This is a genomic window from Anabaena sp. WA102 (genome assembly GCF_001277295.1).
In the GTDB taxonomy this organism is placed as follows: Bacteria; Cyanobacteriota; Cyanobacteriia; order Cyanobacteriales; family Nostocaceae; genus Dolichospermum; species Dolichospermum heterosporum.
In genome coordinates this window covers 2,517,807-2,538,899 of the sequence record NZ_CP011456.1, presented here as the reverse complement: position 1 = coordinate 2,538,899, position 21,093 = coordinate 2,517,807, and the positions used below count along the sequence as shown (strand labels likewise).

Genomic DNA, 21,093 nt, shown 5'->3' with positions numbered 1-21,093 from the left:
GAGTGGGGGAGTGGGGGAGTAGGGGGAGTGGGGGAGTAGGGGGAGTGGGGGAGTAGGGGGAGTGGGGGAGTGGGGGAGTGGGGGAGTAGGGGAGTAGGGGGCGAGAGGTGATAAATTAGCTAATCTCTGGACTTGAGGCAGAGTAAAAATTAGGGTTGAGAATCGGGTTTTGAGCGATGTTGGAGGGCATAATCAGCGATCGCTAAGGTAATTTTTGCTTGTTCTATTTCTGATAAATTTGCCCAATCCCGCTCTTCAAAATCTCTAATTAGTGATGTCAATGTATGTGGTTCACTACTTCGCATTGCGTAAGCAAAAGGACGAGCTAAAACCAGCAGATCATCTACTTCCCAACTAGGTAGTAAAGCTTGGACACATTCCACTAATTTCTCACTAGCTGATTGTTCAAGAATAGAAACTTCAGTAGCTTTTTGAGCGATTGCAGTGAGTAAACCTCTAGGAATAACTGAAAAAGCGTTCTGCAAAACTTCCTGAAGATAATTAACGGTATTTTTACTACTGTTATTTTCAAGAACAGCAACTTGATCCCAAATTGTATCTAGATTTTGATAAAAATTATCGGTACTTGTACTCAGTTCTAAATCTGAAAAATCTTGCAACCCAAACTGTAGTTCTAGGTTATGAAAATAAGCTTCTGAAGATTCATCAGCTAAATTCCAGGGATAAGCAGCATCTTCAGGCTCTAACAGTGCTTCTATAAATTCTAAATCTACATTTGATGGGGCAATATTTAAGATATTTAAATCATTAATGTGGTTTTTCATTTTCTTCTCACTATTAATTTATAGGTTCTATTGACAACTACAATCTCAAAAATTGAATTTCCGCAAAATACAGCAGTCATGATCAACTGGTTTTTACTCCTGACTTTTGGGCGCAGGCCCTGCGCCCCTACTGATGGAATCCTCCCGAATAAATTCCCAAATTTCACCTTTAGAACTCCCAAACATTAACTGCATTCCTGATGTTAAAGGTACTTCTTCCCGGAGGATTTGTTGCCAACCATTAGGGCTTAAATACCAGGTTGTCCCATAGGTAGACAAATCCTGTAGGTAATAAGTGGTCATGGATGTATTTTCTTTGAGAGTCTTCCGACATAAAATTTCTGCGTGGTGTCTGGAAATATAAATTTCGGGGATGATAATATCATTCTCTTTTGTGCGACCGATGCGGGTAACTCCAGAACGTAATAACCAAATTTTGCCTCCTGGTGTGAGCGATCGCAAATAAGCTGTATTAATGGGGGTAACTAGGTCAGAAATCGCCGTATTGGGTAGTTCTGTGACTCCTTCATCTACATCTTTAATCAGTTCTCCATCAAAATCAGGATGGAGGTAGAGAACTGGTAATGTCCAAGCTGGTTGATTAAATTTATACAGTGTCAATAGTTCTTGTCTAGCAGTTGCCACTGCTTCATCAATTAATTTACGCGATCGCAAACTGGAAGCAAAAGTTTGAATAAAACTATGACTTTCTACATCAGCAATTTCATCACGCATCCCCAATACCGCTGGCACACCATGACGAATCAACACCTCAGCCAAACTACTAGCCGGGATAGCCTGGTGATTAACTGCTGCTGGTTGCGCTCCCCAACAGGCGTTAAAAACTCCCAATTTTATGCCTGTTCGCGTTAAAATCTGAGCTAATTCTATGCCATTAATTTTGAGTTCATTTCCTAAAAATAATGAGCCTCCATCTGGATCTGGTAATCCATGACCAGCATAAAAAAACACATTATAAACTTTAGTTTCTAACTCCTGAATTAACTCTGCCTTTGTCGGTTGGATCAGGGTTTTTACTGTACAAGGTGCGTATCCAGCGGCAGTTTTGCCCCCAGGATGACCTTCTAACAATGTCTTTTTTAGTAAAGACGCTTCCTGATCTAGTTGTAATTTATAATTATGTCCTAACACCAGCAGAATATTTACCGCCCGGTCAGTCCGCAATTCTGGTAATGGTTCAACTGCGCTGATGGTACGACTAAATAAAACATCTTGGGAAAGAGATATGGCGGATTGTCCAACTTCCCGCTGCATAATTTCCCAGGGGAGGGCAATTAGATCAGGATCACGAATTTCTAACCGAAAGCGTAATTGAGTCTTTTGACCCATAGCCATACCCCGACTCCGTTCCCAACTATTCAGAATCGCCCCATCAAATATCCATCCCCAGAGATTGATACCCAAGGATTGCATTAGACGACTACTATAGGGACTTGTCCTTTGACCTTCAGCGGGTGAAATTACAGCTAATGGCAATGTATTAACTGATGAAGAAATTGAATAGGAAGGAATATCCAGGGGACTATGACCAGCAAACATTTGTTGCCATTCTTGCCAAACTTGATTAAGTTCAGGGGAGAAAACACAATCACGGAGAACATAGCCACTGGGATATGGTGCTTTGACTACCCAAATAGCGAAGTGATCTGTGCTAGTATTTACTAGGCGGGCGATCGCTATACTCGCCGAAAGCATTGCCAAATTCGGGCTGGACATGGATTGGTAGAAACTAAACGTTCAAAACACAGATACAGATATTTTAGGCAGAAGTAGCGAATTTAGTCAGTTGTCAGTTGTTATTTTTCCCCCGACTCCCTCCACTCCCTCCACTCCCTCCACTCCCCCCACTCCCTCCACTCCCCCCACTCCCCCTACTCCCCCTACTTCCCGCTCCCTGTTCCCTATTCACAAATACTAGATTGATCTGATTGTAAAATAGAGATGTCTTTAGCTAAAGCTTGCAGTTCGGAAAAGTTAAGTTGGACTCTTTTAAGCGTTTCTGGTGCAGGATTAGATTTTTGACAAACACGCAAACTTACATCTGGATTATTTCCATCATTAGGATTAGGTTTTTTATCTATAACTTGGAAAAAACTTTTAGCAGGGAAAGTTTGCTTATTTAAGGTTATGGGACTATTAGCTTGAATCACCCAATTAGGAGAGAGATTTTGTAAAGTTCTTTGTGCCGTCAAAGTTGGTTGTTGACTAGAAAATGGAGACGGAGAAGAAATTATTGTTGTTGGTGACTTAATTTGGAGTTTAAACCAATATCCCAGCAAACCAGATGATAACGTTAACCCTAAGAGAATAAACAACTGTAATGGTAATTGGGAAAGTTTAGCAGTCTTGCGTTCAGAAATAACTTGAGTTTTCGGATTATTAATAAAACTCTGCCCATTGGCTGTATCATCACCGGCTGAGTATAATTCTGTGTCAGGTAAAAGATGAGAAATATCCGCTGTAATTATCGTCTCTGGTTCAGAGTATTCAACATGATAATGTACTAAGGCAATAGTGGCATTATCATGTCCATTTTTAGTATTAGCAATTTCTATTAATCTTTGGGCAACATCTTCTATACTTGTTTTTCCAGAGAGAAGAGGTAAGATTTCAGTTTCCCAAGATTCTTCCACTCTATCAAAATCACTCAGACCATCGGAAGTGAGTAAGAAAACAGCATCTTCATCAACAATAAAGCGTTGAGATGTGGGGTGTAGCGAGGTACTTTTACTCATTCCCAATGCCTGAACCAATGAACCAGAACCCCTGTGTTCTAAAGCTTCCCTGTAAAGAGCATAGCCTAAACGGACCTCGCGGGACGCGACATCATCATCTAAGGTAACTTGATGACAACCATGATGAGTAATCCAATAGGCACGACTATCACCGACATGGGCAATATATATTTCATGGGCAATAGGTAAAGCCATGACAATAGTTGTTCCCATGCGTTGTCGCCCTTGACGATGTTCGTTATCGTTACGCTGGCTGATTTTGTCATTAGCTTTGGCTACTGTCCGTTCTAGGTCCAAAAGTAGTAAGGATGGATCTATGTTGTCGGTGGGAACTGAAGTCAGTTCTTTGACTTGTTTATAAATAGTTTCAATTGCGAGGTTGGAAGCCACGTTACCGCCTTCATGTCCACCAATACCATCACAAACAATAGCTAGGGTGTTCTCCTGCGGTGATTTAGTGATTAAAGTGTCCCCAGCGGGGTAACAAGCATCTTCGTTACGGGGGCGGCTCGGTCCTGGGTCTGTTTTAGTGTAGATTTTAATTGTAGCTGTTTGAGATTTTGCTAATTGGCTCAATCCCTGATCTAAAATTTTAATTAATTGACTCGATGAGTTAATTTCTCCTTTAATTAACCAATCACATACTTGCTGCACAAATGGAGCAATATTTGGTTTAGTAGTTGGGATCAGTTGCTGCCAAAATTCTCCTAATTGGCATAATGTCGGCGAGTTTTTGTCATCGAACCGTAATTCTAATAAGCGAATTAGTACCCCTTCTACTCTTAATACAGAATTATCTAAGAGGCTAGATGCTACGCCTTCAATGACTAGGGGCTGCCACAGATTAGCTAATTGCCACAGCCAATGAATTTGACGCATTGATGAGGCTTGACTCCAAGAATCGTCTAAGCTTTGACATAGACTGACTTGAGTAATGCTTGCATTAACTATTAATGGTGGTTTTTCTAATAGTAGTATTTCTGTTTTGGTCTGCCCATTACTTAAATTGAGGACTCCATAAACTTGTGGGATGTGGAGACGATGGGTAATTAGTTTGAGGTAGGGTCTAATTTTTTCTAAATTATCTAATTCAGGTATTTCGGGCAATAAACCAGGTTTGATATCTAAAAGTATGGATTTATTAATGACTAAATAGCGAGCGCCCGCATCGCTTAAAATAGAGCCAGGATGACAGTGGCTAAAATCACTGCCCACAGCCCAGAGATAACGCTTCGGCAAGGGAGTGGAACACTGCTGGCAAAATTTGTGGGTGAGGGGATTAGCCGATTGACAATATTCATTTGGGCAGCAGAGCGTTACCGCATCATTTTCCATAGTTTTCCCACCGATTCTGCAATTAGCATTTTCTTCAACAGTATTTGGTAGCTATAGTTACTACCGCGCATATTTTTAGCAACCCACAAATTCATCATAACTTTTATTGTTATGAGAATATGTAGCGATAGCAGAACTAATTCTCAATCTGTCACTGAAACTTGACATAGCCGGCGAATTATCTTCGCCAGGACTAAGTAAGTATGTACTATATTTATTGATTGCTACTGGTTACTACTTGGGGTAGTCCCATACTGTAGTTAGTAACCCGACTGGAGAGATTATAGCTAATTTCACCTTTTTGGAGGAGCGATCGCAGATAATGCTCCAAATCTGAACCAATCCGGCGTAAGTTATAATCTGTCAGATCCTCGCCACTAGATGCTTCTACCAGTTGATCAAACTGGCGATAAACTTTTTGCAAAGCATCTTCGTTCCAGTTGAACTCGTTGTCTGGATCAATATCTAGTGTCAACACTTGATTACTCGGAATCAGTTCATCTTTGTCCATTTCTGCCGCAAAAATGCGAACATGACGGGTTGTGGACTTGAGCAGTATCAGGTTATCCATAAATTTGGGTGTAAGAATTTAGCTAAATTACACTGCAATTATTTTAACTGCTATCTTCGAGCTTACAGCAGAAATGAATGAGAAATTGACATACTCACCGACCTGAAGGTGCGGTGATTCTTGACGCTTCACTGACTGACGCTAACCGTTGCTAGTCTTACTCTGTCTCTGCGCCCGTTTAGAGTCGTGGCAATGCCCTATCCCGACACTTCGGCTTGGCTCAGTGCAAGCTTTATTTATATTTTTTGCGGCGTTCTCGTCTCGGTCGTGTTCAGTCCCACAATTCAGGCACTTAACCGACCGAATTTTTAGATCAAGTTTCCCCCATTTGTAGCCACATTCAGAGCAAATTTGGCTGGTCGGTTCCCATCTATTAATGACGTGAAATGTCCTGCCAAACTTCTGTGATTTAGCTTCACATAACGTCCGAAACTCTCTCCATCCCTGAAGACTAATCGCCCTAGCAAGTTTGCGATTTTTAACCATGCCCGATACATTCAAATCTTCTAAAACGATAACTTCATTTTCGCCAACTATTTTGGAGGATAATTTGTGCAAAAAGTCTTTTCTGGTATCAGCTATTTCGTTATGTAGTTTTGCAATTTGAATTCGGGTCTTATTTCTTCGTTGTGAGTCTTTTGGTTGCCGTGCTAATTTCTTCTGAAGTTTGCGAATCTTCCTGTCTAATTTTGAGTAATCGGGGCTTTGGGCTTTTTCTCCATTGCTCATGACAGCAAAAGTTTTTATCCCCAAATCAATACCGATACTTTGGTTTTTAGCATCAATATTAACGGGTTCAACTTCTACTACAAAACTGAGAAAATAACGGTTAGCACAATCCTTTATTACTGTTACAGAGCTAGGAGCGGAGGGTAAATCTCTTGACCAAATCGGGCTAACGTTACCAATTTTGGCTAGATAAACCTCATCCCCTTTGATTGAAAACCCACCGATTCTAAATCGTGCTGACTGCTGATTAGTCTTCTTTTTGAACTTAGGACGACCTAATTTTTTACCTTTGCGTTTCCCTTTTAGCGAATCAAAAAAGTTTTTATAGGCAACTCCCAAATCTGCAACCGATTGTTGCAAAGGAATATTAGAAACATCAGACAACCATTGCCGCTCAATAGTTTTTTTTGCTTGAGTAATAACCAACTTTTGCAAGTCGTTGTTACTTGGTAGTTTTTCTGCTTGTTTACAAATAGCCAGTGCATCATTCCAAACCACGCGAACACAACCAAACAATTGAGCTAAAAGCTTTTGCTGTTGGTCTGTAGGGTAGAAACGGAATTGATATCTGGCTTTCATGGTTAATGCTATCATTGGGCTGTAAATTAATTATATATTGGTCTGCACTGGACAAGCCGGATATAAAAAACCCCACAAAGAATCTCTATGGAGTCCCAGCTATTTTGCCACTTCAGTCGGTGGTGCGCCACTAGAAATATTAAAAGAGTATATTAAGAATCAAGAAAAGCCGTCCTAGAAGGACGGGGCTTGTGTCCCGTCATTTCGGTCACTCTCATCAGGATGTAGGGGCGCAGTGCGGGACTGCGCCCAGGAGTCACTGAGTCAGGAAAAAAGGAATGGAAGGAGAAAGAGGCAAGAGGCAAGAGGCAAGAGTAAAGAGGTTTTCAGCGATTTTACGTTTCTTTACACAGTTTGGTTTTATTGTGTTCACCTAGTAGTTCGTCAAATTTATTTTGACGGGTAATGATCGGAAAAAACTTCTGTTCTTCCCTCCCCTACCCCCCCTACCTCCCCCACCTCCCCTACCTCCCCCACCTCCCCTACCTCCCCTACCCCCCTACCCCTCTTCTCCCCCTACCTCCCCTGCTTGCCTTCACCCGCCATTTTCGGGTTGACAACCAGTTACTTGCCCTCTGTTGCAATTGAGAAGTTAACTTGGCCTCATGGATGTGATTATTCACAAAAAATTTTCTAATTTTTTTACTGATTCTGGTTTTTTCTCATGTAAATATACTCAACTTCTAGCGACTTTAGTGAATTTTCCTACAATTATGAATTGCATTTATCAAAGGAGTGTCTTCAGTAAAAATGCTTAAGTATTATCAGGAAATAAAAGTAAAAAAAATAATATTTCTTGACGTTTTTAACAAGTTGATGTAAAAACCTTTATCAAGGGCTAATCAACTATTTACAAAAACTTCATGGTATGACATCTTGAAAATCGAATAATAGTTTATGGCTAAGATATGCCATAACTAGTAAAGAAACATCGAAAAATAGTAAAATCTAACTGAAAAAAGACAGGGGGAGTAAAATAGAATGCCAGTTTTACGGATAAGGAGAAATTCTGATCTGTAAAAACTTTGGATTCACAAAAGTATAAAGAAAGTATAAGGAATTTTTCTGGAGATTTAATCCCTAATCCGTATAACCACTAAGCAAATAAATCCTCAAAACTATGAACTCCAAAGCATTACCACGTCAAATAAATAATCCCGAAGTAGGTGTTTATGACTGTGAAATTCACCTCAAATTCCGTCTGATTGAGGAAAAGAGTTTGTTAAGTGATCGTGAGCAACTGTTACAAGTATTACTAGAAGCTTTAACAGAAGGATCTGACGATTTTTTAGAAACCTTACAAGCATCAGTTAAAGCTCAGGAGATTTCAGAGTTTAAAGCCTCTCCACAAATGCGCCGTCAACTGATGCGGTTACGCAATTTCGCTGATACCGTACAATAGTATTCAGCTTAGTTATTTGTGATAGCCTGTCTAATTTAGGGGTTTCAGGATTAAGTGTTAAAAGTCTGCCTCTACCTATTTTCCCAAATAGTAAGCTTGCTTGTAAACGTAAAAATACGTCTACAATATTTGTGTCTTCGTACTAGCAAGCTAAGAAAATTAGTAGTAAAATATGCAACATTATGTTACTATTTCGGCAGCAAATTTATCTAGGTGCATTTTACCATTTTCTTACCAAGTAACTCTCATCACTAAAGGATTAGTTCACTTAGCTAGACCATGTTCTAGCGCAAAACGAACTAACTCCGTGCGGCTATTAGTACCAGTTTTACTAAATAAACGGCTGACATATTTTTCGACATTGCGGACGCTTGTTTCTAGGCGACGGGCAATTTCTTTATTCATTAATCCTTCCGCTACCAAATTTAAAACACTTTGCTCTCTAGGAGTCAAATCTATTTTAAACGGGGCTGGCGTTTGGGATATGGCACTCCGATGAGTTAATAGTATTCTAATTTGAGCGATTTGATTAGCCAAATCGGCAAGATTTGGGGTGTCGCCGTCTTCTCCGGTAGTGGGAGATTGGGCGCTGCGACGCGCTAGTAAGTTTTCAACTATGGCAACTAATTCATCAGGATCGAATGGTTTAGGTAAATACGCATCAACACCTGCATGATAGCCTTGAATGCGATCGCCTGTCATCCCCTTAGCCGTTAAAAATACCACTGGTAAGGCTTGGAAACGGGGGTCATCTCGCATTTGCTTGAGGAACTGATAGCCATCCACCTGGGGCATCATAATATCAGAAATGACCAAATCAGCGGTGTTCTCTTGCATCCAGTTCCAACCTTCACAGGCATTACTGGCAGTTTGAACCCTAAAACCGCTTTCTTGTAAATATTCTTTGACGGCTTCCCGTAATCCCGGTTCGTCATCTACCAGTAACAATTGTGCTGACATTGAAAATTCCTATAAGTGTACCTGGATCTAATCTAGCGAAATTTGGTGAGTCTTGACTACTAGGGCAGAGGAAATCCATTAATTCATCCGTCTTTATCTGCGTTTATCTGCGTTTATCTGCGGTCAATAATTCTTAAAATCTGATTCTATTCTCATCCTAAATTGGTATTATATATCGCATCAAAACCCAATGGTAAATTATTAAAAGTCAACAATAAATATGATTAAAGAAATAGGTAAAGTTTACCTTGTTGGTGCAGGTCCTGGAGATGTAGAATACTTAACCGTTAAAGCCTATCGGCTGTTAGCATCTGCTCAGGTGTTGGTGTACGATGCTTTAGTTGATAGTCAATTATTAGATTGTGTCCCTGTTGATTGCTTAAAAATAGATGTTGGTAAACGTGGAGGTAAACCCAGCACTTCCCAAAGTGAAATCAACGCTTTATTGGTAAAATATTGTTTAGAAAAAAAGCAAGTTATTCGACTAAAATCGGGAGACCCTTTCATATTTGGGCGCTGTATTTTAGAAATTGTAGCTTTAAAAAATGCAGGTTGTGAATTTGAAATCGTTCCGGGAATTTCTTCTGCATTAGCTGCACCATTATTAGCCGGAATTCCGCTCACAGATAACGTTATTAGTCGTTGTTTTGCAGTTTGTACAGCCCATGAACCAGAAACTTTAAACTGGGAAGTATTAGCAAGCTTAGAAACCTTAGTAATTTTGATGGGGGGAAAAAATTTACCAGAAATAATCCATCAACTGATAAAATATAGAAAATCTCATTCTACACCGATTGCTATTATCCGTTGGGCTGGAACACCTCGTCAAGAAGTATGGACAGGAGAACTGGGAAATATCCTCGAACAAACCGCCGACTTATCTCTCTCTCCCGCAGTTATAGTTATTGGTGAAGTTGTCCGATTACGCGATTACCTGTAAGGGATTTCCATTTGTAAAATTATAGGTTGGATAGAACAAAGTGAACCCCAACTGAGTCTAGGAAATGTTGGGTTTCATTCTTCAACCCAACCTACAGATACTTCTTGACGCGAAACCTAAAATTATTACTGCAACAAATTGAATGTCAACCGTGAATTACAATCTTTCTCCCCTTGCTGGGAAAACCATTTTAGTTACCCGTTCTGTGGGACAATCGCATCAATTTAGCGATCGCTTAACCTCCGCAGGTGCTAATGTGATAGAAATGCCAGCTTTAGAAATTGGACCCCCTAGCAGTTGGTCAGCTTTAGATCAGGCAATTTTGCATTTATCAACTTTTAATTGGCTAATTCTCACATCTAGTAATGGTGTAGAATACTTTTTTGAGAGATTAGAAAAATCCGGTCAAGATGAAAATGCTTTATCTGCTGTAAAAATTGCCGTTGTTGGGGAAAAAACCGCCCAAAGTTTACAAAAACAAAATATCCAAGCTGACTTTATTCCTCCTAACTTTGTGGCTGATTCCTTAGTGGAAAACTTTCCCGAATCACTAATAGGTAAAAAGATATTATTTCCCAGAGTTGAAAGTGGTGGAAGAGAAGTATTAGTGAAAGAATTAACAGCCAAAGGTGCAGAAGTAATTGAAGTTCCCGCTTATGAATCTTGCTGTCCTCAAAGTATCCCTCCTGCGGCTGAATATGCCTTAGTTAATAATACTGTAGATATTATTACCTTTGCCAGTTCTAAAACAGTCCTATTTTTCTCGCAATTAACAGCGCATATATTTACCTACAATCCCGAAAATTTAGCCAGAGTTTGCATAGCTTCCATTGGTCCCCAAACTTCAAAAACCTGTCAAACTGTATTTGGGAGAGTAGATATTGAAGCAGAAGAATATACCTTAGAAGGTTTAACAAATGCCATAATTAAATGGACAAATCATAGCTGAATTTTCTAATGACTAATACCAACCTTATGTGAGGTGGCACAGAATCATGAAATCCATTAATTCATCCCTCTTTGTCTGCGTTTATTTGCGTTTATCTGCGTTCAATAAATCTTAAAATCTGATTCTATGAAGATTCATCTTAATTTAGTATTATAACCAATGACTAAAAACTTAATTGGTTTAACTGGTGGAATTGCGACAGGTAAAAGTACAGTTGCTAATTACTTAGCTAAAACTTACAATTTACCGATTTTAGATGCAGATATTTATGCGAGAGATGCAGTATCTGTCGGTTCTCCTATTTTGTCACAAATTGCTGAAAAATATGGTAGAGAAATCATATTAAGTGATGGTAATTTAAATAGAGCCAAATTAGGAGAAATTATTTTTCATCAACCGGAAGAACGTTATTGGGTAGAAAGGGTAATTCATCCTTATGTGAGAAATTGTTTTGATAAAGCTATTAATGAATCATCTGCAAATACTTTAATTTTAGTGATTCCCCTATTATTTGAAGCTAATTTAGAAAATCTAGTTAATCAAATTTGGGTGGTATCTTGTTCTCCACAACAGCAACAACAGCGGTTAATAGAACGGAATAATTTAACAGCGGAACAAGCAGCAGCGAGAATTAATAGTCAATTACCTATTGCGGAAAAAATCGCTCGTGCTGATGTGGTTTTAGATAATTCTGGTAATTTAGAATCACTTTTAAAACAAATAGATAAAGTTTTGTTGCAAAATTCAACATTTTTATAAATAAAATAATTGATATATTCTTGCTTATTGATTGATATTCCATCAATCTCTTTTTTCGCTTGTGTGATATCATTGCACTATTCAATTGTCCTTCAAAATCACCTCTATATTTTCACTGATTATCTTCTCTATAGATACAAAGTCATTTTTAATAAAATCCTCCCAAAAATCCTGAATTTTTTTGAATATATTTTCAATATCACCATCCTCATAATCAATCTTATTTAAAATTTGTCTATTATAAATAGTCATATACTTTCGATTTAGTTTTGTTTTTTTTAAAATTTTTGAATGGTCTTGCTCTTGTAATAAATCAAATATTTTCTGACGAATTTCTTTATCTTCAATGGATCTAAGTTGCACTATCATTATAAGAGAACCAGGAAGATTTTCAATTACAAAACAAATCATTTCTCGACTTCCTGATTTATTTTCCCAGTCTTTAGCTCCAAAACTTATCCATCCCTTGTTCCAAAAATCTGCAAATATTTCGTTAGATTCAATAAGTGGATTTAGTAGTTTCTTAATTTCCACAGCTATTTCTGATTGTAAGTCGGGACGATGCTCAATAATTAAATCAAGAGCTTGTCTATGTTTAAAATAAATTTTGCGGCAAAGTTCTGCAATTTCTGAATCACTCACAATATGTCTCCTAATTAATGTAGAATAATGTGTCATTAATGTGTAAATATCTGCACCAATAGTAGATTTATAACTTTTACAAATACTATCAATTATTTCTACTACTTGAGAATAGCTGTATATTCTCCAATTATTTTCAGATGATAAACTTCCTTCTGGGGTTAAATAAATTAAAATCTTTCTATAATTTTTGTATTCAATATCAATAATGTTCTGATATCTTTCTAACTGGTTTGAATGTTCTCCCGAATCAATTTTAGTAACCGTTCAGGGGGTACAAAGAAAACGAAAAACAACCCCCAAAATCCAGCAATAAAATTAAGCAGCTTTCAACAAGTCAGAATCATCAGAATCAGCAGTAACTTGTGGAAGCAAAGAAGGCACAGTGGTAGAACCACGAGCAGCAAGAACAGCCTGCGTCATAAACTCCAAAACATTACGCTGTTGGGACTTGAGGCTTGTTACCACAGACAGAGATTTATATTATTTTATATCATCCGGTTGCTATTCTCCTGCAACTAATAAAACTTCTGCATACAACTGTTCACGAATCCAGAAACCATTAGCAATCAAATCATCTAATATCGGTTTTACCAGATGAATAATCCCTTGTTGTTTAGCTGCTAATAAAATACCTAAGATTCCAGTAACCTGTAAACCGGACTTTATTGCTTCATTTCTACCTTTTCGCTCATCAATAATCAGTCTATCAGCATTTAACTCAACAGCAAGAGAAATCGCTTCTGCTTCACCTGGATCTAAAATTGTTTGTAGAGTCTGAACTAGGATAACATTTGTAACTGGCATAACTTCAATCCAATTGAGAGTTTGAAGTGCTAGTGTACCTGGATCTGTACTACCAGAAGCAAGAATTTCCTGATAGACTGCTGGTGGAATAATGATATTACCATAGAGTTGCTGCAACAAAGTTAATTGTCCAATCGCAGCGAGGTTACTGATAGGTGATGTATTGCTAATAATAATCATCGCCAATTATTAGCTTTCAAACTTTTTACATCTTCCCTAAATTCAGCAATATCATAGTGAATGGGAATTTTTCGACTAGCAAGTAATCGTTGAAATTCAAGTTGATTCATACCTACAAAATGGCTCGCTTGTCCTAAAGTAAACCGTTCTTGTTCAAAGAGCAAAATTGCTATTTCTTGAATTAATTCTTTGTCAGACATTTTAATTGTCTGCAAAACTTCATCTGTAATCACAATACTCATATTTCTATTCTCCTGCTGGAATTTAATTGGTTAAAACTCACCTTAAACAACGAATAGCTTCTAATAACCCTCTAGCTTTATTGAGAGTTTCTTCATATTCCTTTTCTGGGTCAGAATCAGCTACCAAACCTGCACCAGCTTGGACTGTAACTGTCTGATTATGTAATACCATAGTTCTGATAGCGATCGCACTATTCAATTGTCCTTCAAAATCATAATATCCATACACACCAGAATACACACCTCGGCGACTTGGTTCTAACTCATTAATAATTTCCATCGCCCTGATTTTAGGCGCACCGCTAACTGTCCCCGCCGGAAAGCACGCTTTGAGTAAATCCCATGCAGTTTTACCCGGGGCTAACTTACCCACCACATTACTGACAATGTGCATAACATGAGAGTAGCGTTCAACGATCATTAATTCATCAACCTTCACACTACCACTGCTGCACACCCGCCCTAAATCATTGCGTCCTAAATCAACTAACATGACGTGTTCGGCGATTTCCTTGGGGTCTTGAAGTAAATCAGCGGCTAAAGCTGCATCTTCCTTTGTTGTCTTCCCTCTGGGTCTAGTTCCCGCAATGGGACGGACTGTGGCGATGATTTCCCCTTCATCATTGCATTCGGCTTTGACCATGACTTCGGGACTAGAACCGATAATTTGCCAGTCTTGGAAGTTAAAATAAGCCATGTAGGGTGAAGGATTAATTTGCCGCAAAGAACGGTATAAAGCGAAGGGATTGCCTGTATATTCTGTGGATAAGCGTTGAGAAATGACGACTTGGAAAATATCACCAGCTTTAATATGTGCTTTGGCTTTTTCCACACTGGCGCAAAATTCTGGGCGGGTAAAGTTGCTGGTATAGTCCTCTATGCCCGCTTTAGGCTTGTTTCCAGGGGCTGTCCAAGATATTCTGGTGTTTTCTGGTGATAGGGGCAAAGATAGCTTCCTGACCATTTCCTGAATGCGATCGCTCGCCTTTTGATATGCTACCTCTAACCCGGCTGGATCACGTAAATCTGCGTAGGCGATCGCCCAAATTTTCCGTTTTACCTGGTCAAAAATCAATAATTGGTCTACCTGCATCCATAATCCATCGGGGATGTTGCGCTCATCTTGAGCATGAATTGGTACACGCGGCTCAATCCAATTAATTAACTCATAACCCCAAAACCCAAATAAACCACCAATTCCTGAAGGTAATTCTGGTAATTTTACTGGGTGATAAGGCGCTAAACATTCAGATAAAATTGTAAACGGATCACCTATAAAAACCTGTTGATCACCATTTCGATGGGTTTGGGTTGTTTTATCACCCCTAGCCTCCAATATCCACAAAGGATCACAGCCTAATAAACTATAACGCCCTACAGTTTCCCCACCTTCCACCGATTCCAGCAGAAAGCTGTAAGGTTGATCTGCACAAACTTTATACCAAGCAGATACAGGTGTATCCAGGTCGGCTATCCATTCCTGATACACTGGCACAAAATTACCTTGGACAGCAAGCTTTTGAAACTGGTCGAAATCGGGGAAAATCATAAATAATTAAAAATTGACAATTAAAAATTAAAAATTAACAACGAGCTTTTAGTCATGGGTAAGGGGGCAAAATTTTTCTTTTTTCCCTATTACCCATTACCCACTACATAACGATTAGTTGACAACGGCGTAAATCAACCAACAATTAAAAATCACACAAAAAGCTAGTTATTTCTGCTTTTTTAATTTTTAATTGTTAATTTTTAATTCCGCCCTGCGGTACTAAGCGTCGTGAGTAGCTTTACCGCTGAATTTGATTTGTGCAGGGTTGGGGTTTTGACCGATTCTGCGGGGTACGTGACGCACCATAGAACGTCCAGCATTTACTTTTTCAGGGAAAACGCCATCAGCAGGGTGAATCATGGTAGTTTCGCCGCCGGGGAGAATGCGGTAAACTTTGTAGTCGGTGATTTTGAATTTGCGAAGTTGCGCGCCTAAAGCAATACCGTACTCTTTGCGAGCAATGTAAAGTAGGTTTTCGCCTTTTACCATTTTAGCAGCGCCACCTGTGGGCATTTCAAACACTTGCTCTTTGGGACTAGTCCAGGTGATAGCGTACTTTTCTTCTACATCAGCTTTTGTGAGTAGCCCGCCAGTGCTGCCACCAAAGATTGGGGTTTTTCCAGTCAAAGTTGCCATAAACTGTCTCTTGTAGGTTTTTACGGCATACTAACATTGGAACTCGACTTATGTTGCGATCGCGTTATAGACTGTAACAGTTTTTAGGGACTTCCAATTAAAAAAATCCCCAAAAGTTTCTTGTGGTGCGGGACGAATTGCCCGCTAATTACCAAGGACAGGCAGGATGCCCATCCCACAAAATTGGGTAATTTATTTTTTGGTGATCCCTTAGTGATTGGTTGGTTGTCAGTCGTCAATTATAAGGAAGAACGCCGAAAACCCTTGAAAATGTGGCTGACTCAGGAAGCCACATTTGGACTTTAGACAAGGGATGAAGGCTAGAGGCACGATAAATCCTGCCTTGACGTTAATTTGAAAATTTGAAATAATTTCAAATTTTAATCCATATTCGTGATACAACTATATTGTCACTAAAGACATAAAAAGCTACCGAGGGACTCTCGGAAAGTTACGCTTGTCAGATATGATTTCGCCCGCCAAGGCCAACGAAATCAGGGCAAGAACCCAAATATTTAAGGCAGTGCCTGAAACTGGGATAACTGAGGGATATAGACTGAAACTCTCTATAGAATCTCCGCGTCTTTAGACCGGAGAGTGTCAATTTCCTGACTACCATACACAATGGGAATAGTAAAATGGAACTGACTGCCTTGGTCTTTACCTGTGGACTCTGCCCAAATTTTTCCATGCCAGCCATTGACAATTTGCCGACAAATGGCTAAACCTAAGCCAGTTCCCCCGGTAGTTCGGCGCAATGCCCCTTCTTCTTGATAAAAGCGGTCAAAAACGATTTCTAGGCGGTTGGGTTCAATTCCTCGCCCTGTGTCAGCTACGGTGACTTCTAGCATCTCCTGACTATTGCTAATGGCTTTAATAATAATTTGCCCAGAAGAGGGAGTAAATTTACAAGCATTATCTACAAGTTTGGCGATTACCTCCACTAACCAATCACCATCAGCCCTGACTAAAGGTAAGTTAGCGGAAATTTGAGTTGTGATTTTGGGTATTTTTTCTTGGCTAGAGCGTGTCCGTAAGCGACTGAGGGCTAAATCTATACATTCTTGAATGGTTAATGATTCAGGATGCCATTCTACCCGACCGCTTTCTAAGTTAGAAAGGGTTAAAAAGTCTTGTACCAGTTTCCGCATTCTTTCGGAATCGGTAAGGGCTGTACTCAACATTATTTGTTGCAATTCCCAAGGCATATCCGGTTCAGTAGCCAAGCTTTCTAAACAAACTTGAATGGTGGATAATGGAGTGCGGAGTTCGTGTCCTGTAATGGCAATTAAATTACTCCGAGTGCGGTCTAAAGCTTCTAGTTGTTGGTTGAGTTCTTCTAAATTGGCAAAAGATTCGGCTTGAATCAGGGCTGTACCAATTTGGGTGGCGATCGCTTTCACTAAGTCTAACTCCCCTGGTTGCCATTCATGGGGAGGAAAATGGCAATCATGTAACTCCACAATTCCCAATAGTCGCCCTTGATATAATACGGGTTCGATCAACCAAGAACGCACGCCAAACTGCCTGACAATGGACGATAAGGCTGGTGATTTCTTGACTTGAAAGTCCCCCAGGGTATCAGCCACACATACCCCCTCAAGCTGTTGTAGCACCTGCTGAAATAGGGGATTATGTTCTAACTCCCAACTTTGACCCAGTACCGATGTGATATTAGAGTTCAAAAATTCATGTTCAATTATAGCTTTGGCATCTGTAGCTTGGGCGCGATAAATTAGACAACGACAGGCTCCTAAATGTTGTCCTAATTCTTGCGCTGCCACTTGAAGAATTTCCCGTGGATCAAGCGATCGCCTAATTGCTGTACTAATCGAATTTACCAGCCGTTCTTTCTGAGCTTGAGCCGCAATCGAACGGTAAGCTTTATGCAGCTTATACTGACTAGCTTGCAGATATGTCACCAACCTCTGCACAAACGGGTCAGTATCAAGATCACAAGCATACTCATGATCAGAATTGATCACTGACCTACCTGTTAATTTCCCAATTCCCAACCGACTGGACACTTCATCCACTTTTTCCGCTAAATCTGGACGATACGCCTGAATTCTATCTAATAACAATTGGGCAGCTTTTAAACACACTCCTTTTTCCGATGTCCAAATCCCCTCAAATCTTTGCGCTGTATCCATATCCAAGTTAGGGAGCATCTCTGAGGTATGTTGATTTTTAGCCAGAGAACCCAAGCTTTCTCTACAGATTAAGCAAGTAGCATAATTATCAGCAACTACTAGCAAATGCCATTCTTGAGCTAAAGCATCATCATGCTCAAAAGCGATCTTCTCATAATATTCTGAGCTATTAGCAAACTCCGTTTCCGGTGCAGATAATACATATATTTGATTACTTTTTTCTGCCAGTTTTTGATAACGATGGGCTTCTTGACGGTAAAATCGCTCTTTCTGAAAACTAGCAATAATCAGAGGACGATCCAAATTAGCGGCTAAAACCTGATCCTCCATAGCATGGGAGAGCGCAGTTAGTGAAGCCTTAAAATATAACTGAGGTCGTAGATGGGGGAGTGAGTCTAGTAAATCACTCAGTATAGAAGTAGAAATACTCATTAGTCATTAGTCGTTAGTCAGTGGTCACTGGTCATTAAACACATACAGCAATAGGCAATAGGCAATAGGCAATAGGCAAGAGAAAAGAAGTTTTCAGAGATTTGAGTGAGATAGAATTAATTACACAATGTCATTGCGTAAGCCAGTCCCTTTGGGGCTGGGTTACTGACGATTCCAATATAGCTTTGTTGGCAACTAACGCCAAAACACTATAACAGGGGCTAATGTATGATTCTAACAAACTCGCCCAAAAAATTGGTATTCTTAGAAATTAATATACTTAGTTTAGACTAGCCTAAAAAGATTGTTTATATTTGTTTTTGTCAATATAGTAATTCAGCTATTGGTAATTTTACTGAAAACATTAAATACAGGAATCCGGCTGGTAGTGATTTTACTGGAAAATATTAAATTTTAATTAAAAACAAAAAAATGGTATCAAAATAAGATAATTAAATACATAGCATATAATTCTCGCACAAAAATTCCTGTACAATTCCTGTAAATATTTATCATTCAGATAAAAATTTTATTAATCCCAGGATTAGTCACTGGTTTGATTTAAAAAAATTAATCAATCCAGATATTACCAACAATTAATTCACCAGGTCAATAAAATGATAGATGCTCCTATTCCCCGACTCAATGATTGTAGTTCAACAATCCTACTTAACTATTTTGAAAATTCCTGGGAAATGGAAGAAACCTTAATGAAAAGTGTAATTAAGGAAGAAACCTTCTATCTAAATCCCGATCCTTTAAGAAATAAATTAATTTTTTACCTTGGACATTCGGCTGTTTTTTATATCAATAAATTAATTCAGGTGGGATTAATCAAACATCGGATTAACCCCCAATATGAAACCCTATTTGAAATTGGCGTTGATCCAGAAACACCGGCAGAATTAGAAATAGCCATTCAAGGAGTTAATTGGCCTAAACTTCAAAAAGTTTGGGAATATCGAGACAAAGCTAGAGCAGAAATTACCGCAATTATTCATCAAACTCCTTTAAATTTACCCATTCATCAACAGCATCCTATCTGGGCTTTATTAATGGGAATAGAACATAGTCGCATTCACCTAGAAACCTCATCTATGCTACTGCGTCAATTACCTATTGAGAACTTAAACCGTCCCCAAGAATGGAATTATGCACCTACTAATCGAGAAATTCCCCATAATCAAATGCGAGAAATTCCTGGTGGTATAGTCAAATTAGGAAAACGCCAAGATGATTTAACTTTTGCTTGGGATAGTGAATATGGTGATTTAGAAGGAGAAGTCCCACCATTTTTAGCAAGTCAATATCTGATTACCAATGGAGAATTTTTAGAATTTGTCCAAGCCGGTGGGTACAATAATATCAATTATTGGCATACTGAATCTTGGGCATGGAAACAACTCTACAATATCCAACATCCCAAATTCTGGATATACCAAGAAAATAACTATCGCTATCGTGCCACATTTGATGAACTAGATTTACCTTTAGATTGGCCAGTGGAAGTCAACCATTATGAAGCAATGGCATTTTGTCAATGGAAAGGTAAAAATACTCGATTAATGACAGAAGCAGAATGGAATCAAGCATTAACAATATCTGAAGATTCTAGTTTAGTAAATAATTATAATCTCAACTTACAATTCATTTCCCCAACTCCTGTGGGAATGTTTTCAGGAAATCATCAATCTGGACTTTCTGACTTACGGGGTAATGTCTGGGAATGGTTAGGCGAAACATTTAAACCCTTACCAGGATTTCAAACTCATCATCTTTATGCAGATCAATCTGCACCCTTTTTTGATAATAAACATTTTATGATGTTGGGCGGTTCTTGGGCAACGAATGGTACAATGGCTTTACCTTGTTATCGTAACTGGTTTCGTCCTTATTTTTATCAGCACGTCGGTTTTAGAGTGGCTGAAAGTTTGGATTAAATATAAAATTGAGATCCCCGACTTCTGAATATTAATTGGTAATTTATTTACAAAAATACAAAAGAAGTCGGGGATCTTATAGCCACCTTAGAGGTTGTTTGAAAACTTTTTCGTGTGGGATCTGACACCCGTTGAAAATTGTCGTTATGGCAAGGCAAAAGGCAAGAGGCAAGAGGCAAGAGTGAAGAGGGTTTAGGCGACTTTACATTTCTTTACACAGTTTGGTTTTATTGTGTTCACCTACTTATTGGATTTGAAGGTATTTTTTCAAGAGGGAGAAAGTATATTAAGTAATTGGACAAAAATATTTACAGTCATTGCGGGCGAAGGGAAGCAATCACAACCCTTGGAATTGCTTCATTTCACTTCGTTCCATATGGCTAACGCCACGCAACGCTTACGCAATGACATTGTGTAATTAATTCTGTCTCACTACTTAACAGAAATTTCTCGGAAGTTTGATTTACGAACCATGGAAACACAATTACAAACTAAACGATTGAAAACTGTGAAAACTTGGACAGATTGATTTTTTGTCAAGTTAAATGATATCATTTCTGTGTCAGTATTCAGAAATTGAGATTAAGTTTCAAAAGCCTAATATATTACGCGGAAATCACAAAACCTGTAGGGGTGGGTTTATCCGCCCTTCATTGTATTGTATCCGACCGATAACCGCTATGTTTTTCAAACATTTTCTAAGAGGTTGTTTGAAAACTTTTTCGCGCGGGATCTGACACTCGC

General features: G+C 38.9%; 15 protein-coding genes and 2 pseudogenes. 5 read left to right on the top strand and 12 right to left on the bottom strand.

Annotation, left to right across the window (positions count from 1 at the left end):
• Positions 1 to 149 precede the first annotated feature (149 nt).
• From AA650_RS10955 to AA650_RS10935, 5 genes are all read right to left on the bottom strand, one after another.
• Positions 150 to 785, bottom strand: coding sequence for a hypothetical protein (locus AA650_RS10955; RefSeq protein ID WP_053539049.1), 636 nt, complete (start codon positions 783 to 785; stop codon positions 150 to 152).
• A gap of 93 nt (positions 786 to 878) precedes the next feature.
• Positions 879 to 2,501 carry a CHAT domain-containing protein gene (locus AA650_RS10950; RefSeq protein ID WP_053541256.1) on the bottom strand — a complete coding sequence of 541 codons (1,623 nt, stop codon included), beginning with the start codon at positions 2,499 to 2,501 and terminating at the stop codon, positions 879 to 881.
• 206 nt (positions 2,502 to 2,707) lie between these two features.
• Positions 2,708 to 4,876 carry a PP2C family protein-serine/threonine phosphatase gene (locus AA650_RS10945; protein WP_053539048.1) on the bottom strand — a complete coding sequence of 723 codons (2,169 nt, stop codon included), beginning with the start codon at positions 4,874 to 4,876 and terminating at the stop codon, positions 2,708 to 2,710.
• A gap of 214 nt (positions 4,877 to 5,090) precedes the next feature.
• On the bottom strand, positions 5,091 to 5,447 hold the full coding sequence (locus AA650_RS10940) for an NAD(P)H-quinone oxidoreductase subunit M (RefSeq protein ID WP_027400788.1): 357 nt from the start codon (positions 5,445 to 5,447) through the stop codon (positions 5,091 to 5,093).
• 141 nt (positions 5,448 to 5,588) lie between these two features.
• Positions 5,589 to 6,770 carry an RNA-guided endonuclease InsQ/TnpB family protein gene (locus AA650_RS10935; protein ID WP_081424202.1) on the bottom strand — a complete coding sequence of 394 codons (1,182 nt, stop codon included), beginning with the start codon at positions 6,768 to 6,770 and terminating at the stop codon, positions 5,589 to 5,591.
• Positions 6,771 to 6,804: 34 nt separating this feature from the next.
• Between AA650_RS10935 and AA650_RS26370 the strand changes: the two are divergent.
• Positions 6,805 to 6,933: pseudogene (locus tag AA650_RS26370) on the top strand (transposase); the annotation flags it as partial.
• 942 nt (positions 6,934 to 7,875) lie between these two features.
• Positions 7,876 to 8,157, top strand: coding sequence for an Npun_R1517 family heterocyst differentiation transcriptional regulator (locus AA650_RS10930; protein WP_027400789.1), 282 nt, complete (start codon positions 7,876 to 7,878; stop codon positions 8,155 to 8,157).
• A 264-nt stretch (positions 8,158 to 8,421) separates the two neighbouring features.
• Here AA650_RS10930 and AA650_RS10925 read toward each other — a convergent pair whose 3' ends face one another.
• Positions 8,422 to 9,117, bottom strand: coding sequence for a response regulator transcription factor (locus tag AA650_RS10925; RefSeq protein WP_053539047.1), 696 nt, complete (start codon positions 9,115 to 9,117; stop codon positions 8,422 to 8,424).
• Between the two features lie 220 nt (positions 9,118 to 9,337).
• Here AA650_RS10925 and cobA point away from each other — a divergent pair.
• Positions 9,338 to 11,006: pseudogene (cobA, locus tag AA650_RS29455) on the top strand (uroporphyrinogen-III C-methyltransferase).
• Positions 11,007 to 11,165: 159 nt separating this feature from the next.
• Positions 11,166 to 11,765, top strand: coding sequence for a dephospho-CoA kinase (gene coaE, locus AA650_RS10910; RefSeq protein ID WP_053539045.1), 600 nt, complete (start codon positions 11,166 to 11,168; stop codon positions 11,763 to 11,765).
• A gap of 81 nt (positions 11,766 to 11,846) precedes the next feature.
• Here coaE and AA650_RS10905 read toward each other — a convergent pair whose 3' ends face one another.
• The 6 genes from AA650_RS10905 to AA650_RS10880 form a co-directional block, all read right to left on the bottom strand.
• Positions 11,847 to 12,662 (bottom strand): PD-(D/E)XK nuclease family protein, encoded by an 816-nt coding sequence (locus tag AA650_RS10905; protein WP_081424201.1) that lies wholly within the window; start codon positions 12,660 to 12,662, stop codon positions 11,847 to 11,849.
• Between the two features lie 249 nt (positions 12,663 to 12,911).
• Entirely contained in the window at positions 12,912 to 13,394 is a 483-nt protein-coding gene (locus tag AA650_RS10900) for a DUF3368 domain-containing protein (protein ID WP_053539043.1), read from the bottom strand.
• A complete protein-coding gene (locus tag AA650_RS10895) occupies positions 13,391 to 13,636 on the bottom strand; it encodes a UPF0175 family protein (RefSeq protein ID WP_053539042.1) in 246 nt (81 codons plus the stop codon). Before AA650_RS10895 ends, AA650_RS10900 begins: the two co-directional genes overlap by 4 nt.
• A 37-nt stretch (positions 13,637 to 13,673) precedes the next feature.
• Positions 13,674 to 15,185, bottom strand: coding sequence for an anthranilate synthase component I (gene trpE / locus AA650_RS10890; RefSeq protein WP_053539041.1), 1,512 nt, complete (start codon positions 15,183 to 15,185; stop codon positions 13,674 to 13,676).
• 222 nt (positions 15,186 to 15,407) lie between these two features.
• On the bottom strand, positions 15,408 to 15,824 hold the full coding sequence (locus tag AA650_RS10885; protein ID WP_015079642.1) for a photosystem I reaction center subunit II PsaD: 417 nt from the start codon (positions 15,822 to 15,824) through the stop codon (positions 15,408 to 15,410).
• Positions 15,825 to 16,390: 566 nt separating this feature from the next.
• Positions 16,391 to 18,409 carry a DICT sensory domain-containing protein gene (locus AA650_RS10880; protein ID WP_053539040.1) on the bottom strand — a complete coding sequence of 673 codons (2,019 nt, stop codon included), beginning with the start codon at positions 18,407 to 18,409 and terminating at the stop codon, positions 16,391 to 16,393.
• A gap of 617 nt (positions 18,410 to 19,026) precedes the next feature.
• Here AA650_RS10880 and ovoA point away from each other — a divergent pair.
• The gene (ovoA, locus tag AA650_RS10875; protein WP_053539039.1) at positions 19,027 to 20,349 is read left to right on the top strand and encodes a 5-histidylcysteine sulfoxide synthase; all 1,323 of its coding nucleotides are present in this window, start codon (positions 19,027 to 19,029) and stop codon (positions 20,347 to 20,349) included.
• The last annotated feature ends 744 nt before the right edge of the window (positions 20,350 to 21,093 follow it).

Excerpts from the sequence above, each read along its gene's own strand:
- AA650_RS10950 (WP_053541256.1), bottom strand. The coding sequence starts at position 2,501 with ATGCTTTCGGCGAGTATAGCGATCGCCCGCCTAGTAAATACTAGCACA.
- AA650_RS10945 (WP_053539048.1), bottom strand. The coding sequence starts at position 4,876 with ATGGAAAATGATGCGGTAACGCTCTGCTGCCCAAATGAATATTGTCAA.
- ovoA (WP_053539039.1), top strand. The coding sequence starts at position 19,027 with ATGATAGATGCTCCTATTCCCCGACTCAATGATTGTAGTTCAACAATC.
- AA650_RS10900 (WP_053539043.1), bottom strand. The coding sequence starts at position 13,394 with ATGATTATTATTAGCAATACATCACCTATCAGTAACCTCGCTGCGATT.
- AA650_RS10930 (WP_027400789.1), top strand. The coding sequence starts at position 7,876 with ATGAACTCCAAAGCATTACCACGTCAAATAAATAATCCCGAAGTAGGT.
- trpE (WP_053539041.1), bottom strand. The coding sequence starts at position 15,185 with ATGATTTTCCCCGATTTCGACCAGTTTCAAAAGCTTGCTGTCCAAGGT.
- AA650_RS10895 (WP_053539042.1), bottom strand. The coding sequence starts at position 13,636 with ATGAGTATTGTGATTACAGATGAAGTTTTGCAGACAATTAAAATGTCT.
- AA650_RS10955 (WP_053539049.1), bottom strand. The coding sequence starts at position 785 with ATGAAAAACCACATTAATGATTTAAATATCTTAAATATTGCCCCATCA.
- AA650_RS10925 (WP_053539047.1), bottom strand. The coding sequence starts at position 9,117 with ATGTCAGCACAATTGTTACTGGTAGATGACGAACCGGGATTACGGGAA.
- coaE (WP_053539045.1), top strand. The coding sequence starts at position 11,166 with ATGACTAAAAACTTAATTGGTTTAACTGGTGGAATTGCGACAGGTAAA.
- AA650_RS10880 (WP_053539040.1), bottom strand. The coding sequence starts at position 18,409 with ATGAGTATTTCTACTTCTATACTGAGTGATTTACTAGACTCACTCCCC.
- AA650_RS10935 (WP_081424202.1), bottom strand. The coding sequence starts at position 6,770 with ATGATAGCATTAACCATGAAAGCCAGATATCAATTCCGTTTCTACCCT.
- AA650_RS10940 (WP_027400788.1), bottom strand. The coding sequence starts at position 5,447 with ATGGATAACCTGATACTGCTCAAGTCCACAACCCGTCATGTTCGCATT.
- AA650_RS10885 (WP_015079642.1), bottom strand. The coding sequence starts at position 15,824 with ATGGCAACTTTGACTGGAAAAACCCCAATCTTTGGTGGCAGCACTGGC.